The sequence below is a fragment of the Catellatospora tritici genome (assembly GCF_019083965.1).
GTDB classification, from domain to species: Bacteria; Actinomycetota; Actinomycetes; order Mycobacteriales; family Micromonosporaceae; genus Catellatospora; species Catellatospora tritici.
Map to the genome: position 1 here is coordinate 125,793 of NZ_JAHRCY010000002.1, position 14,209 is coordinate 140,001.

Sequence of the window (14,209 nt, forward strand, 5' to 3'; positions counted from 1 at the left end):
GTGCTGGAATCTTGGCTCGGATTCGTGCACTTTCCCCGAAACTGCTCGTTCGCGGCGGCGGCGGCGGCGGCGGCGTGGCGGCGGCGGGGCGCGGGGGCACGGCCCGGCGTGGCGCGGACCTGTGGTTGACCTCGCCCCTGGGGCATGGCCCAGGATGGGCCGGTGACCGACGACCTGCTGCCCGGCGAGTTCGGCGCGGCCACCCGCCTGTCGCCGAAGGCCCTACGCCTCTACGCCGACCAGGGCCTGCTGATCCCCGCCGGGGTGGACCCGGGCACCGGATACCGTCGCTACCACCGCGACCAGGTGCCGCGCGGCCGCCTCATCGCCCGGCTGCGCGCCCTGGACCTGCCCCTGGCCCGCATCGCGACCCTGCTCGACCTCGACCCGCAGGCCCGGCAGGCCGAGCTGCGCGCCTGGCTCGCCGCCCGTGAGGACCAGCTGCGCCACCAGCGCGAACTCGTCGAGGCGCTGGACATCGAAGCCGCGCCGCGGCCTGGCACCCCGATGCTGCGTGCCCGCCCTGCACGCAAACTGCTGTCGCGCCGTGGCCACGTCTTCGTCGGCGCGCTCGGGGCCTTCGTCGCGCAGGCCCGCGCTGACATCCGGGCCCGGCTGCACGCGGCCGGAGTGGCCGCCGACGGACCACTGCTCGTGCACTTCCACGACTTCGTGACCCACGACAGCGACGGGCCGGTCGAGGTCGCGATCCCGTTCACCGGCACCGTCGAACCCGTCGACGACCTGCTGGTACGCCTGTCGCCCGGCGGGACCGACGCCTGGCTGTCCGTCAGCGCCGCCGACGCCGTCTTCCCGCACATCCTGGGCGCCTACGAGGCGCTGGAGGCCTGGATCGACGCGAACAAGCTGGTCTGCACCGGTGGACCGGTCGAGATCCAGCCCGGCACCGGCGGCGCGTTCCTCGACATCGCCTACCCCGTCACCGAAGGAAGCTGAGCCATGCACCCCTACCTCGGATCCGGTCCGTACTGCTACGCGAACTCGCTGGCGATGCAGCTCGGCGCGGCCGCGCCGTCCCCGTCCACGATCGAGGTGCTGACCGGGTCGCCGTTCGGGTTCCAGCTGCTCGGCGGCGGGCTGCCGCTGTTCGACCCGTACGGCTGGGACCCGGATCAGGGGCTGGACAACGCGATCGAGTTGCTGGGTTGGACCTGCCACCGGGAGGGCGCCGACGACGGCGACACGGCGTTGGCGCGGCTGCGCGAGGCGGTGCAGGACGGACCGGTGCTGGTCGGGCCGGTGGAGATCGGATGGCTGCGGCACCAGCCGGGGATGACCGGGCCGATCGAGTCCGACCACTTCGTGTCGGTGCTGGCGGTCCACGGGGACCTGGTCGAGTTCCACGACCCGCAGGGGCACCCGTACGCGACGCTGCCGGTCGGGGACTTCCTGACCGCGTGGCGGGCCGACACGATCGGGTACCGGACGCGGGCATACACCATGCGCAGCGGGTTCCGGCAGGTGCGCGAGGTGTCGGCCGAGACGGCGCTGCGCGCGTCGCTGCCCGCGGCCGCCGCTTGGCTGCGCGGCCGCGACGACCTGCCCGTGCCGCCCGGCACGGTCGGCGGCGCGGCCGGGGTCGAGGGGTTCGCCGACCTGGCCGAGGCCGGGCTGCCCCCGCACCTGCGGGCGCACCTGATGTACTTCGCGGTCCGGGTCGGCGCCCGCCGCCTGGTCGACGCCGCGACCGCGCTGGCGGGCCTGGGCCTGCCCGCGGCCGCGGCCGTCGCGACCCGGCAGGCCCGGCTGGTCGGCAGCCTGCAGTACGACGTCGTCGCCGAGCGGGACAAGGCCGTCGCGCAGACCCTGCGCGAGCTCGCCCCCACCTACGCGGAGTTGGCGGCGGCGCTGGGCTGAGCCGGAAATGCGGTGAGCCGGGGCGGTCACCGGGGCCATACTGGGCGCGCCATGCGTACCAGTGAGGACATCTACCACCGCGTTCGGTGGGATCCCCGGTTCGACCCCGCCCGGTTCGTGCTCGGGGTGTCGCAGCGCGCCGCCGCGCCCAAGCGGGTCGCGCTGCCCGCCTTCGTGCCCGGTGGCGACATCCCGTGGCACCGGGTGCTCTACATCGAGGCCGACGGCGAGATCGTCTGGGACCGCGCCGCGGGCGTGGACCGGCTCGACACCAGCACGGCAGGCCGGGTACGCGACGAGCACGCACTGCGAGCGCCGTTCTTCACCGCCGGCACGGCGTACACGTGGCGCGACGGCTGGCACCCGGCCGCCACCGCCACCGCCACCGCCACCGCCGCGGCCGTGCCCGGACCCACCCGGCTGCGGGTGCTGACCTGGAACACGCTGTGGGACCGCTACGACGGTGACCTCATCGACACGGCGCTGCGGCGACCGCTGCTGCTGGCGGCCCTGGATGCCGCCGACGCCGACGTGATCGCGCTGCAGGAGGTCGAGGTCGGACTGCTGGACCTGCTGCTGGCCCAGCCGTGGGTGCGTGTGCGGTACACGGTGTGCGCCGGGGCGCGCGAGGTCGAGCAGAGTGGACTGGTGCTGCTCAGCCGGTTGCCGGTGCGGGAGGTGGGGTGGCACCGGCTGGGGCCGTACAAGGCGCTGTCGGCGGTCGTCGTGGACACCGCGACCGGCCCGCTGGTCGTCGCGGCCACTCACCTGACCAGCGACCACGCCGAGGGTGGCCCGCGGCGGCGGCAGGAGGAGCTGACCCGGCTCGCCGAGGGGCTGGCGGGCGTAGCCGGTGACCTGGTGTTGGTCGGGGACTTCAACGACGGCAGCGACGGGCTCGCGGGCACCCTCGGGCTGGGCGACGCCTGGACCCTGGTGCACGGCCCGGACGACCGGACCCCGACGTTCGACCCGGTCGCCAACCCGCTCGCGGCGGTGTCGTCGCTGTCGGGCCGGGCCTCGCGCCTGGACCGGATCATGCTGCGCGGTACGGGCCACCCGGCCGCCGCGCTGCTGCTGGGCGACCGGCCGCAGCCCCATCCGAACGCGGAGCCGGGTCGGTTGCTGTTCCCGTCCGACCACTACGGTGTGCTGGCCGAGCTGGACTTCGGCGACTGCGGCGATTCGGTGCTCGACGTGGCACCCACGGCCCGGACCGCGCTGGCCTGGCTGCCGCCGCGGCGGCTGTGGCCCCGCATCCAGGACCTGCGCGCCGCGCACGACCCGAGCTTCGACCGCTGGCCGCCGCACGTGAACGTCCTGTTCGGATTCGTGCCCGAGGCCGCGTTCGAGCAGGCGGCGCCGCTGCTGTCGGCGGCCGCGGCCGAACTCGCCCCGTTCACCGCGAGGCTGGACGGGGTGCACACCTTCGGCCACCGCGACGACGCCACGGTCTGGCTCGACCCGGCCGCCGCCGACGAGCGGCCGTGGGCGCGGCTGCACCGGGCCTTCGCGGACCGGTTTCCGCGCTGCCGGGGCCGGGCCGAGGGCTACACCCCGCACCTGACCCTGGGCCGCAGTCGTGATCCGCAGCAGGTCGCCGCCGCCTGCGCCGCGCGCCTGGACCCGGCGACCGCACGGGTGGGGGAGCTGGTGCTGCTGTCGCGGCGCGGCGACGAGCCGATGCGGCCCCGCGCGGTACTCACTCTCGGCACCGGGGAGCTGCGCTGGCTGCCCGACCCACCCGCGCCCCAGCCACTGCCCTCGGCCGCCGAGGCTCCGCCCTCCGTGGCCGAGGTTCCGCTTTCCGCAGCCGCGACTTCGCCTGCCGCCGCCGAGGCCGCACCTACCGCGACCGAGACCCGTGCCGAGGCTTCGCGTTCGGCCGCGGTTTCGGCTGCGACTGCCGGTGCTGCCGGTCCTGCCAGGACGTCATCCGGGCGGCTTGCCGGTCCTGCCAGGACGTCATCCGGGCGGCTGATCGCTGCGGCGCCGACGTCCGCCGCTGCTGGTCGATCGGCGGACGACGCCGACGCGGCGCGGATCGTGGCGGCGGTGCGGGGGGCGCTGCCGGAGGCGGTGGTGCACGTGGTGGGTTCGCGAGCGATGGGCTGCGCGCTGCCCGGCGGCGACCTGGACCTGGTGGCGGCCCTGTCGGGCGAGATCGCCGCGGCCGAGATCCGGTCGCGGGTGGTCGCGGCACTGCCCGACGCGGTACGGGTCCGGCTCGTCACCGGTGCCCGCGTGCCCGGCCTGCGCCTCTCCGCATATGGGCTCGACGTCGACCTCGTGCTGGTCGGCACGGGTGCGCTGGACCCGTCCGAAGCGGTGGCGCGGCGCGCCGAACTGGGCGAGGTGGCCGCGATCGCCCTGAGCGCCGTCTCCGACGCGGCCGCGGTCGACGCCGCCGTCGCCGCCGACCGGGCGGCGTTCGTCCGGCTCGCCCGCCAGGTCAAGACGTGGGCGAAGGCGCGCGGCCTGGACGCCGCGCCGTTCGGCGGCCTGCCCGGCCTGGCCTGGACGGTCCTGGCGGCCCGCACGGTGCGCACCGTCGGCTCGGCCGAACCGGACGAGCTGCTGCGCCGCTTCTTCGGTGACTGGGCGGCCCGGGACTGGCGCGATCCGATCGCGCTCGATCCGGCCGTGCCCGGCGGCTCCGCTGCCCTGGCAGCGGCGCCCGGTGCGGGCTCGGCCTGGGGCGGCGCATCCGGCACCGAGGCGGCGCTCTGCACCGTGCTGACCCCGACCGCGCCGGTGCGCTCGTGCACCGAGCAGGTGGGTTCGGGCCTGGTTGACCTGCTGGCCCAGGAGCTGTACCAGGCCTGGGAGCTGCTGGAGGAGGCGGCCGAATCCGGCGCCGACGCGTGGCCGCGGCTGCTGGCGCCCCCGCCGCTGCACCGCCGCCACGCCGCGTGGGCGGTGGTCTCGGTGCGGGCCGGAGACGACGACTCCCGTGAGGAGCTGCTGGGTCGGGTCCGGGGTCGGCTGCGGGCGCTGCTCACGGCGCTGGAGTCGGCCGGGGTCGCCGACGTGCACGGCTGGCCCCGCCCGTTCGCCGGGGGACCGGTGGTCCGGTTCGCGATCGGGTTGGGCGTGCACCCGCCGGACGCCGCGGGGCTCGCCGCCGTCGCCGACCGGTGGGCGAGCGACCTGCCCGGCGTCGAGGTCGCCCTCGCTGACGGTGGCGGCGTCCCCACGCTGCGCTGATATCCCCTCGCCAGGCCGAGCCCATTCGTCACCAATGGGCTCGGCCTCGGCGCGTATTCCGTGGGTCCCGTCGCCTTCCGGCTGTGCTGCCGACTCATGTCCGCGCAGGTCAGCGCACCTGGTGTGGTTGCGCATTCCTGGAGATGCCCTCGGGGTCGGCCACGTCTGACGATGGTCCGGCCAAAGGTGTGGTCTTAGGAGGGAGTTCCGTCATGTCCGCGGACACGATGTCGGCCCCGGCCGACCTGGATGCTTATTACGGCACGTTCACCAGTGACAGAGAGAAGGAAGCGCTCAGTGTTCCGCTGCGGCTGGTCGCGGCGTGGGCGCGCAATGACGCCAACGCGGTGGCGGAGGTGTTCACCGAGGAGGGCGTGCTGATCCTGCCCGGTGACGTGCTCAAGCGTGGCCGCGACGAGGTGCGCTCGTTCATGGCGGCGGCGTTCGCGGGACCGTTCAAGGGGTCGGGCATCACGGGGCGCCCGGTCGACCTGCGGTTCGTGACCGACCGGGTGGCGGTGATCCGGACCCACGGCGGGATCCTGCCGGAGGGGGAGACCGAGATCGCGCCCGAGCTGGCGGTGCACTCGACGTGGCTGGTGGTCAAGACCGACGGTCAGTGGCAGCTGGCGTCGTACCAGAACAGCCCGCGCGGCGAAGGCGCCACCCTGCGCTGGTAGTTCCGTGTTGGTAGTCCCGTGTCGACCCGTCCCAGCTTACGAACAGGAGCCACCATATGACGACCACCTTGTCCTGGGGCAACGCCTCGGAGATCCTCGCCGCCGCCGGTGTGCCGGACAACCCCGAGTACTACGCGCACTTCAGCGACCCGAACGTGCAGGCCGTGCTGACCATCCCGCTGCGGGTGCAGAAGGTCTGGGAAGCCAACGATGCCAAGGGCTGGGCCGACATCTTCACCGAGGACGGCGGCGCGCTGGTCGAGGACCGGCAGCTGGTGGGCCGGGCCGCGATCCAGGCGTACATGGAGGAGGCCTTCCAGCGCTTCCCGTTCAAGGGTTCGCGGGTGACCGGCTCGACCCTGTTCGTCAACTTCATCACCGACGACGTCGCCCTGCTGGTCACCAACGGCGGCACGCTGGTCGGCGGGCAGACCGAGCTGCCGCCCGAGCAAGAGGTGCGCAACACCTGGGTGATCGTCCGCCGTGCCGAGGGCGAACTCAGCCTCTTCTCCCACCAGAGCAGTCCCATCAAGGGGTGAGCCGCGTGCCGTACGGCACGCAGGTTCGCAAGGAGGTCAGATGTCCGTAGAAGAGTCCACCCAGGAGAAGCCCAACACCGGCAGGATGTACGACTACTTCCTGCACGGCAAGGACAACGGCCCGGTCGACCGGGCCGCCGGTGACGAGGTCATGCGTCTGTTCGGCGAGGACAACACCCGCGGGGTGGTGCGGGAGAACCGTGCCTTCCAGGGTCGGGTGGTCGCCCACCTCGTCGGCGAGTTGGGGATCACCCAGTTCATCGACGTGGGTTCGGCGCTGCCGACCGTGGACCACACGCACCACGTCGCCGGGCGGATCAACCCGGACGTCCGCGTGCTCTACGCCGAGGCCGACGGCGAGGTCGTGACGATCGGGCAGCAGATCCTGGCCGACGAGGGCGCCCGCAACACGCGCCTGATCGAGGCGGACATGCGCAACCCGCTGGAGATCCTCGACCACCCCGACACCAAGTCGCTGATCGACTTCTCCAAGCCGGTGGCGGTGATGTTCATCGCCGCGCTGCACTGCATCGGCGACTTCAAGGTGGCCAAGGACATCGTCGCGGCGTTCGAGCAGCGGATGGCTCCCGGGTCGTACCTGGTGGTGTCGCACCTGTGCACCGATCAGGTGACGGCTGAGGAGCTGGCCAAGATGGACGAGGTGTACAAGAACGCCACGTTCCCGCTGGTCTACCGCAGTCTGGCGGACATCTCCGCGTTCTTCGATGGTTTCGAGCTGCAGTCGCCCGGACTGGTTCCGGTCGGCCGGTGGCGGCCCGGCGCCGAAGAGGGCGAGTCGATGAAGCGGATGTACGGCGGTTACGCGCGAAAGTAAGGCGCGGCACCGATTCGGCCTGGACCCGGCATCGCGCCGGGCCCAGGCCGCGTCCATGTGGACAGATCATCTTGTACCGGTATCATCCAGACGTATCTCTCCGGGACTCGATGCCGGTACACCGCACAAAAGGGAGCGAGACGCATGACCGTGAAGGTTCCTGTGGCCGAACTGCTGCTGCCCGGTTGGCAGGGCACGCCGGCGAAGTGGGGCGTGGTCGCCGACGCGCTGGCCAAGACCGACAAGTTCTGGCTCGCCACGCTGACGCCGAGCGGCCGCCCGCACGTGCGCCCGCTGTTCGCGGTGTGGGCCGACGGCGCGGTGCACTTCGCCTCCGCCCGAGACGCGGCCAAGAGCCGCAACCTGACCCAGGACGGGCGCAGCTCCATCACGGCGTCGTGCGACGGCTTCGACCTGGTCATCGAGGGCACGGCGACCGAGGTGACCGGCGCCGCCGGACTACAGCGGGTGGTGGACGCCTACCGGTCCAAGTACGGCTGGCAGGTCAGCGTGCGCGACGACGCCCTGCACGCCGACTACGCCGCCCCCACCGCGGGCAAGCCGCCGTACGCGGCGTACCGGCTGGACCCGGTGACCGCCTTCGGCTTCCCGTCGGCCGAGGGCTTCACGCCGACCCGCTGGCGCTTCTGACCTGCTTGAACAACGGCGCGGACGCCGTGGACCCGGGTGTACGGGTGCACTGCGTCCGCGCCGCCCTGTGTCGCCTACAGGTACTGGGTGTTGGGCTCCAAGCCGCACAGCAGGCGGCCGTACAGCTCGATGTTGGTGTTCGGGTTCGTCAGCGCGTGGATGACGATGGTGTGCATGTCGCGCTGGATCCGCTGGATCGGCACGTCGTTGTAGATCGAAGAGCCGCCGCTGGCCATCGCGACCAGGTCCACCGCGTTCTTGGCCAGCTGCGCGATGCGGCCCATCTCCACCCGGGACTTGACCCGCTCGGCCTGCGACCACGCCTCGTTGGTCACCACCTTGGTGTCGATCAGGTCGGCGAACCGCTGCGCCCGCGCCTCGGCCTCCTCGGTCAGCAGCGTCGCCTCACCCACCTGCAGGTGCGTGATCGGCGCCTCGGCCTGGCTGGCGTAGTCGGTGTAGGTGATGCCGCGTCCGGGCAGCCGGTCGAAGAAGCTCTCCAGGGCGTACTTGGCGGCGCCCAGCGTCTGCCCAGCCGTGGCGGCCGTCGAGGTGACCAGCATCGGCACCTGGTAGATCGCCTTCTGCGCGTTCACCTTCGACTTGCACTGGTCCGTGAAGAACTCGTACGTCGGGATGATCCGCTCGCTGGGCACGAACACGTCCTTGGCCAGCGTGGTCACGCTGCCCGAGCCGCGCAGGCCCAGGGTGTGCCAGTCGTCGAGGGTCTCCAGCTGGTGCACCGGCACCAGTGCGGTGATCGGCCCGTTCGCCGCCTCCGGCCCGTCGGGCATCGCGGCGATGAACTTCCAGTGGCTGTGCAGCACGCCGCTGTTGAAGCGCCAGCTGCCGTTGAGCTTGTAGCCGCCGGGGACCTTGACGGCCGAACCCGAGGCCGCGAGCGTGCCCGACACCCGGACGTTGGGCGTGGCGAACACCTCGTCGAGCACGTCGTCCGGGAACAGGCCCGCGATCCAGTTGATCAACGACCACACCGAGAAGACGAAGGCGGCCGAACCGTCGCCGCGGGCGATCTCGGCGTGCACGTCGATCAGGGTGCGCGCGTCGCTCTCATACCCGCCGTACTGGGCGGGGATGCGCATGTTGAGCAGGCCGGAGGCCTCGAACGCCTCGATCACCTCCTCCGGCAGGCGCCGGTGCTCTTCGATCCAGAGCGCCTTGGACCGCAGCAGCGGCACCAGTTCCGAGGCGCGACGGACAAGTTCCTCCCGTTGCGGCACCTTCGCGTCCAACACCATGTCCTCCTGGGGTTACGGCAGCCGGTCGTGCGCCCTCGCGCGGCCACGGAGGTGCTGGTCAGGCGGCGTGTCCGCGACGGAACGCAGCCCTGTGCGGCCACGTGCGCACCCCGCGAGCATGCGCTGCGCGCGCTGGGCCGGGCACCTCTCAGCGTGCGCTGCTGACCCGGTCGCGTGACCGGTCCCGGATCACCGATGAGTTTCGCGCGCGGCGCTGGTCTGTACCTGTGACCGATCGGGGCCGTACCGCCCCGACAGCCAGAGACGGAGTTGTAGACATGTCGGATCTACTGGACCGGACCACCCGGGGGTGTTCCCATGAGTACTGAGACCCTATCGACTGGACGTCCCGTGCGACCGGGTTGGGCGCTGGGTCTGGTCTCGATCGGCGCGTTCCTGATCTCCCTGGACGTGATGGTGGTAGCAACGGCGCTGCCGACCATCCGCCTCCAGCTTGACGCGAGCCTGACCGACCTCGAATGGACGGTGAACGCCTACAACCTGGCCTTCGCCTGCCTGATGCTGACCGGCTCGGCCCTCGGCGACCGATTCGGCCGCCGCCGGATGTACGTGTTCGGCCTGGTGCTGTTCGTCGCCGCCTCGGTGGTGGCGGCACTGTCCGGCAACGTGGAGGTGCTGCTGCTGGCCCGCGTGGTGCAGGGCATCGCCGCCGCGATCGCGCTGCCGCTGAGCCTGGCGCTGCTGTCCGACCACTTCCCGCCGGAGAAGCGGGGCATGGCGATGGGCATCTGGGGCGGCGTCTCCGGTCTGGCCATCGCGGCCGGCCCGGTCGTCGGCGGTGCCATCACCCAGGGCCTGTCCTGGCAGTGGATCTTCTGGCTGAACGTGCCGTTCGGCCTGGTCGCGGCCGTGCTGTCCACGGTGAAGCTGCGGGAGAGCCACGGGCCGCGCCCGAAGCTCGACATCCCTGGCCTCCTCCTGGTCTCGGCGGGTCTGTTCGCCCTGACCTGGGCGGCCGTCCGGGCGCCGGAGGCGGGCTGGGGCAGCGGCGAGGTCATCGGCTCGCTGGTGGTCGGCGTGCTGCTCGTGATCGGCTTCCTCATCTGGGAGGGTCGCGCGCCCTACCCGATGCTTCCGCTGGAGTACTTCCGCAGCCGCGGTTTCACCACCGCCAACCTGGTCGCGTTCTTCCAGCACTTCTCGCTGATCGGTTCGCTGTTCTTCATGGCGCAGATGTTCCAGACCGGTCTGGGCAACGACCCGCTCGGCACCGGCCTGCGCCTGCTGGTGTGGACCGCCATGCCGATGCTGGTGGCGCCCATCGCGGGCGGCATGTCCGACAAGCTGGGCAACCGGCCGTTCATGGTCGGCGGCATGCTGCTGCAGGCGATCGGCCTCGGCTGGGTGGCCGCGGTCTCCGAGCCCGGCGTCGGATACGGCAGCCTGGTCCTGCCGCTGATCCTGGCCGGTATCGGCATCTCGATGTGCTTCCCGACCGTGGCCAACTCGGTGATGGGTTCGGTGCCGCCGGAGGACGTCAGCGTCGCGGCCGGGGCCAACAACTCCCTCAAGGAGGTCGGCGGCGTCTTCGGTGTGGCGCTGCTCGCGGTGGTCTTCGCGGCCAACGGCAGCTACGACAGCCCCGCCCAGGCCATCAGCGGCATCTCGGCGGCGCTCTACCTGGCCGCCGGGGCCTCGGCGGTCGGTGTCATCGCGGCCCTGTTCTCGCCGGGCAAGCCGCGTCCGGCCGCCGCCCCCGCGGCAGCGCCGGTGCAGACGAAGGTGCAGGAAGAGGTCGGCGCAGAAGTCGGCTGACCCGGCATCACCCACGCCGGTGTGGCGGACGCTCCCCGTCCGCCACACCGGCGTCTCCGTGCGCCAGACCTGAGCGCGTCCGGGCCATGCGCGTCACGCGCGTCTGGGCGCGTGTGCGTTGGCGCCTGCAGTTTCGGGGAAACTGCACGAATCTTGGCCCGGATACCTGCAGTTTCCCCGAAACTGCACGACCCCGCGCCCCGCGCCCCGCGGCACGCGGCACGCGGCACGCGGCACGCGGCACGCGGCGCGCGGCACGCGCCGCGCGAGGTGGCGCGTCGCGCCCGACGGGTGGCGTGGGTCAGGGGTGACGGCCGGTCAGGTGTGGCGGATGGTCAGCTCGGGGTGCGGCCCAGGAACGCGACCAGCCGGTCGCTCGGACTGGCGGTGGGCACCACGGCGACCGGTCGGGCGAACATCGGATGCCGAGTGGCGTCGGTGATGACCAGGTAGGAGACGTCCAGCAGTTCGGTGGCCAGCAGCGGCGGGATCTGGCTGCGTTGGCCGCGCGCCTGTGCGATGTCCCAGCCGTGGGCGGCGATCTCGATCGCCCCGGCGCCCATGGAGATGTCGGCCGCCAGCGACCGGTCGAGGACGGTGACGACCTGGTTCCGGTCGCTCCTGGCGCACAGCGCGGTGAGCAGCAGCCCGGCCCGGTCCCGCAGCACAGCCCCGAGATCCTGGGGCGCCGGGTCCGGGTCGACCGGCCCGGCGTCCACGGACCCGTTGGTCACGCATTGGTGCAGCACCGACAGTGAGTCGTTGGTGTGCTGCAGCAGCGCGCAGAGATCCCAGGCCGGGCACGGCGTCGGCAGCGTCAGCTCGTCCGCCGAGAGGGTCTGCACCGTGCTCAGGGTGTAGCCGATCGCCCGTTCCAGCAGGCTGGCGCCGTCGGCGAACAGCCCGGCGCCGGCCAGTGCGGTCATCGGGACGGCAGCGGCGAGGCCGCCGGGTGCACCGGCGGCAGACCGAACAGCTCGAACAGGTCCGGATCCTCGTAGGACAGGATGCGGGAGATGGCGCCTCGGGTGATGGTGAGCACCTTGATCGAGCCCGCCCGGTGCACCCCGTCCGCGCCGCGCAGGTACGCGCCGAAAGCGGGCTGCCCGTTGGCACGGGTCGGCACGAGCAGGTTGTCGCCCGGATCGGACGGGCACTGCGCCTTGAGGAACCGTCCGATGAGGTCGCGGCCGAACAGCCAGCTGGCGAACGGCGGCATCTCCCACACCGCGTCCTCGGTGAGCAGGCCGACCAGCGCGGCGGTGTCGGCGTTCTCGACCGCGGCGACATAGCGGTCGAGCAGCGCGCGCTGGCCGGGCACGTCCACGACCTCGTCCTCGGCCGGGGCGACCAGTTCGAGTTGGGCACGGGCCCGCTGCAGTGCGCTGTTCACCGCGGCGGTGGTGGTGCCCAGCAGCTCGGCGACCTCGGCTGCCCGCCATTGCAGCACGTCGCGCAGGATGAGCACGGCGCATTGGCGGGGTGGCAGGTGCTGCAGGGCGGCGACCAGGGCCAGCCGGGTGGTGTGCCGGGAGACCACGATGGCGGCCGGATCGTCGGAACCCGCACCGAACAGGCTGTCCGGTGCGGGTTGCAGCCAGGGCACCTCCGGCAGGGCCGCCGGGACCGGCAGGTGCGGGTCCGCCACCGGGGCGCCGAGTCCCGACGGCAGGGCCCGCCGGTCTCGGCTCTCCCGGGCGGTCAGGCAGGCGTTGGTGGCGATCCGGTAGAGCCAGGTCCGCAGCGACGACCGTCCCTCGAACGCGTCATAGGACCGCCAGGCGCGCAGGTAGGTCTCCTGCACCAGGTCCTCGGCGTCGTGGACGGATCCGAGCATCCGGTAGCAGTGCGCCAGCAGTTCCGTCCGGAACGGGCCGGTGAGCCGTTCGAAGTCGTCGTTGTCGGACATGCCCATCCTTCGCCCCGTTGGTAGACGCCTGTCCCGAGCGTACCCTCAGCCCTGCTCCAGCCGACGCCGGAAGGCACGCACGTCATCGATGAAGAGATCAGGTTCCTCCAGCGCGGCGAAGTGGCCGCCGCGGTCGTACTCGCTCCAGTACGTCAGCGTCGGGAACGACCGCTCGGCGAAGCGGCGCACCGGCTTGAACACCTGGCCGGGGTAGGTCGCCACTCCGAGTGGCACCGTGAACGGCGGCATCAGGTCGTAGCGCCCGGCGTTGGCCGAGATCGGCAGGTTGTCGGCGATCTCGTAGTAGAGCTGGCCGGACGCGCCCGCGGTGGCAGTCAGCCAGAAGATCGAGACGATGGTCAGGATCCGGTCGCGGTCGACAGCGTCCTCGGGCGCCTTCGGCGCCTCGGCCCAGTCCTTGAACTTCTCGACGACCCAGGCCAGCTGACCGACGGGCGAGTCGTTGAGCCCGTACGCCACCGAGTGCGGTCGGGTCGACTGGAGCTTCATCGAACCCGACAGGTCCTTCACGAACCGCGCCGAGCGTTCGATGCGCGCCTGGTCCTCCTCGCTCAGATCCACCAGGTCACTCTCGTCGAGCGGCACCGTGATCATCGTGTTCAGGTGTACGCCCGCGAGGTGCTCGGCGTCGGCCCAGCCGAGTGCCAGCGAGAGCGCGGCACCGAAGTCGCCGCCCTGGGCGATGTACCGGTCGTAGCCCAGGCGGTGCATCAGCTCGGCCCAGGCCTTCGCCATCCGGCGCATGTTCCAGCCGCCGTCAGCCGCCGGACCGGAGAAGCCGTAGCCCGGCATCGAGGGGATGACCAGGTGGAATGCGTCGGCCGGGTCGCCGCCGTGGGCACGCGGGTCGGTCAGCGGCCCGATGATCTCGTAGAACTCCACCACCGAGCCCGGCCAGCCATGCGTGATGATCATCGGCGTCGCGTCCGGCTCGGGCGAGCGCACGTGCAGGAAGTGGATGTTCGCCCCGTCGATCGTGGTGGTGAACTGGGGGTACGAGTTCAGCTCCGCCTCCGCCGCGCGCCAGTCGTAGCCGTCGCGCCAGTACTCGGCGAGCTCCTTGAGGTAGTCCAGCGGCACACCGCGCTCCCAGCCCGCCTCGGGCAGCCCGACGGGCCAGCGGGTGTCGGCGAGCCGGCGGCGGAGGTCGTCCAGAGCAGACTGGGGGATGTCGACACGGAACGGTTGCATGTGCGGCTCCTATCAGCGTCGTCGCGGCGGGGTCGGCGATCCGGACGTCGCGGCCGGTCGGCCGGGGGTGACGACCTGTTCCGCTAGGAGTTCCCAGGTGCCGACGCCTCACAAGATTCGGTTCATGAGCAAATATCGTCCCGACCGGCCGGACCTGCATCTCCCTGCGTGCCGTCCCCACCACCCCCGGGTGCGGAGTCAGGGCGCGGTGGCGGCCGGGCGCGGCGGCGGTGAGGACGAGGTCGCCGAGCCGCGCGAAGGGC

At 72.2% G+C, this 14,209-nt stretch carries 12 protein-coding genes; 8 read left to right on the forward strand and 4 right to left on the reverse strand.

Going from position 1 to position 14,209, the window contains the following annotated elements:
* Positions 1-162: 162 nt before the first annotated feature.
* The 7 genes from KUA19_RS04425 (at position 163) to KUA19_RS04455 (ending at position 7,790) form a co-directional block, all read left to right on the forward strand.
* Entirely contained in the window at positions 163-957 is a 795-nt protein-coding gene (locus KUA19_RS04425) for a MerR family transcriptional regulator (RefSeq protein WP_308167326.1), read from the forward strand.
* Between the two features lie 3 nt (positions 958-960).
* Entirely contained in the window at positions 961-1,878 is a 918-nt protein-coding gene (locus tag KUA19_RS04430) for a YobF C-terminal domain-containing protein (RefSeq protein WP_254548660.1), read from the forward strand.
* 51 nt (positions 1,879-1,929) lie between these two features.
* Positions 1,930-5,085: a poly(A) polymerase gene (locus tag KUA19_RS04435; RefSeq protein WP_217394815.1), complete on the forward strand. Its 3,156-nt coding sequence runs from the start codon at positions 1,930-1,932 to the stop codon at positions 5,083-5,085.
* Between the two features lie 212 nt (positions 5,086-5,297).
* Positions 5,298-5,765: an SgcJ/EcaC family oxidoreductase gene (locus KUA19_RS04440; RefSeq protein WP_254548661.1), complete on the forward strand. Its 468-nt coding sequence runs from the start codon at positions 5,298-5,300 to the stop codon at positions 5,763-5,765.
* A gap of 56 nt (positions 5,766-5,821) precedes the next feature.
* Positions 5,822-6,304, forward strand: coding sequence for an SgcJ/EcaC family oxidoreductase (locus KUA19_RS04445; RefSeq protein ID WP_217394816.1), 483 nt, complete (start codon positions 5,822-5,824; stop codon positions 6,302-6,304).
* A 40-nt stretch (positions 6,305-6,344) separates the two neighbouring features.
* Positions 6,345-7,139 (forward strand): SAM-dependent methyltransferase, encoded by a 795-nt coding sequence (locus KUA19_RS04450; RefSeq protein WP_217394817.1) that lies wholly within the window; start codon positions 6,345-6,347, stop codon positions 7,137-7,139.
* A 144-nt stretch (positions 7,140-7,283) separates the two neighbouring features.
* On the forward strand, positions 7,284-7,790 hold the full coding sequence (locus KUA19_RS04455) for a pyridoxamine 5'-phosphate oxidase family protein (RefSeq protein WP_217394818.1): 507 nt from the start codon (positions 7,284-7,286) through the stop codon (positions 7,788-7,790).
* A 74-nt stretch (positions 7,791-7,864) separates the two neighbouring features.
* On the opposite strand, the gene KUA19_RS04460 is transcribed toward KUA19_RS04455, so the two are convergent.
* Positions 7,865-9,043, reverse strand: coding sequence for an acyl-CoA dehydrogenase family protein (locus KUA19_RS04460; protein WP_254548758.1), 1,179 nt, complete (start codon positions 9,041-9,043; stop codon positions 7,865-7,867).
* Between the two features lie 357 nt (positions 9,044-9,400).
* On the opposite strand from KUA19_RS04460, the gene KUA19_RS04465 reads away from it, so the two are divergent.
* The gene (locus KUA19_RS04465) at positions 9,401-10,825 is read left to right on the forward strand and encodes an MFS transporter (RefSeq protein ID WP_308167327.1); all 1,425 of its coding nucleotides are present in this window, start codon (positions 9,401-9,403) and stop codon (positions 10,823-10,825) included.
* A gap of 335 nt (positions 10,826-11,160) precedes the next feature.
* Here the strand turns inward: KUA19_RS04465 and KUA19_RS04470 are convergent, their stop codons facing one another.
* Genes KUA19_RS04470 through KUA19_RS42405 form a run of 3 tightly spaced genes read right to left on the reverse strand, consistent with a single transcriptional unit; the run spans position 11,161 to position 13,946 of the window.
* Positions 11,161-11,751 (reverse strand): TIGR03086 family metal-binding protein, encoded by a 591-nt coding sequence (locus KUA19_RS04470; protein ID WP_217394820.1) that lies wholly within the window; start codon positions 11,749-11,751, stop codon positions 11,161-11,163.
* A complete protein-coding gene (locus KUA19_RS04475; protein ID WP_254548662.1) occupies positions 11,748-12,734 on the reverse strand; it encodes a sigma-70 family RNA polymerase sigma factor in 987 nt (328 codons plus the stop codon). Before KUA19_RS04475 ends, KUA19_RS04470 begins: the two co-directional genes overlap by 4 nt.
* A 45-nt stretch (positions 12,735-12,779) precedes the next feature.
* Positions 12,780-13,946 carry an epoxide hydrolase family protein gene (locus tag KUA19_RS42405; RefSeq protein ID WP_254548663.1) on the reverse strand — a complete coding sequence of 389 codons (1,167 nt, stop codon included), beginning with the start codon at positions 13,944-13,946 and terminating at the stop codon, positions 12,780-12,782.
* Positions 13,947-14,209 lie beyond the last annotated feature (263 nt).

Coding starts and splice junctions, on each gene's coding strand:
- KUA19_RS04475 (WP_254548662.1), bottom strand. CDS start 12,734: ATGTCCGACAACGACGACTTCGAACGGCTCACCGGCCCGTTCCGGACG.
- KUA19_RS04430 (WP_254548660.1), top strand. CDS start 961: ATGCACCCCTACCTCGGATCCGGTCCGTACTGCTACGCGAACTCGCTG.
- KUA19_RS04455 (WP_217394818.1), top strand. CDS start 7,284: ATGACCGTGAAGGTTCCTGTGGCCGAACTGCTGCTGCCCGGTTGGCAG.
- KUA19_RS04440 (WP_254548661.1), top strand. CDS start 5,298: ATGTCCGCGGACACGATGTCGGCCCCGGCCGACCTGGATGCTTATTAC.
- KUA19_RS04450 (WP_217394817.1), top strand. CDS start 6,345: ATGTCCGTAGAAGAGTCCACCCAGGAGAAGCCCAACACCGGCAGGATG.
- KUA19_RS04445 (WP_217394816.1), top strand. CDS start 5,822: ATGACGACCACCTTGTCCTGGGGCAACGCCTCGGAGATCCTCGCCGCC.
- KUA19_RS42405 (WP_254548663.1), bottom strand. CDS start 13,946: ATGCAACCGTTCCGTGTCGACATCCCCCAGTCTGCTCTGGACGACCTC.
- KUA19_RS04470 (WP_217394820.1), bottom strand. CDS start 11,751: ATGACCGCACTGGCCGGCGCCGGGCTGTTCGCCGACGGCGCCAGCCTG.
- KUA19_RS04435 (WP_217394815.1), top strand. CDS start 1,930: ATGCGTACCAGTGAGGACATCTACCACCGCGTTCGGTGGGATCCCCGG.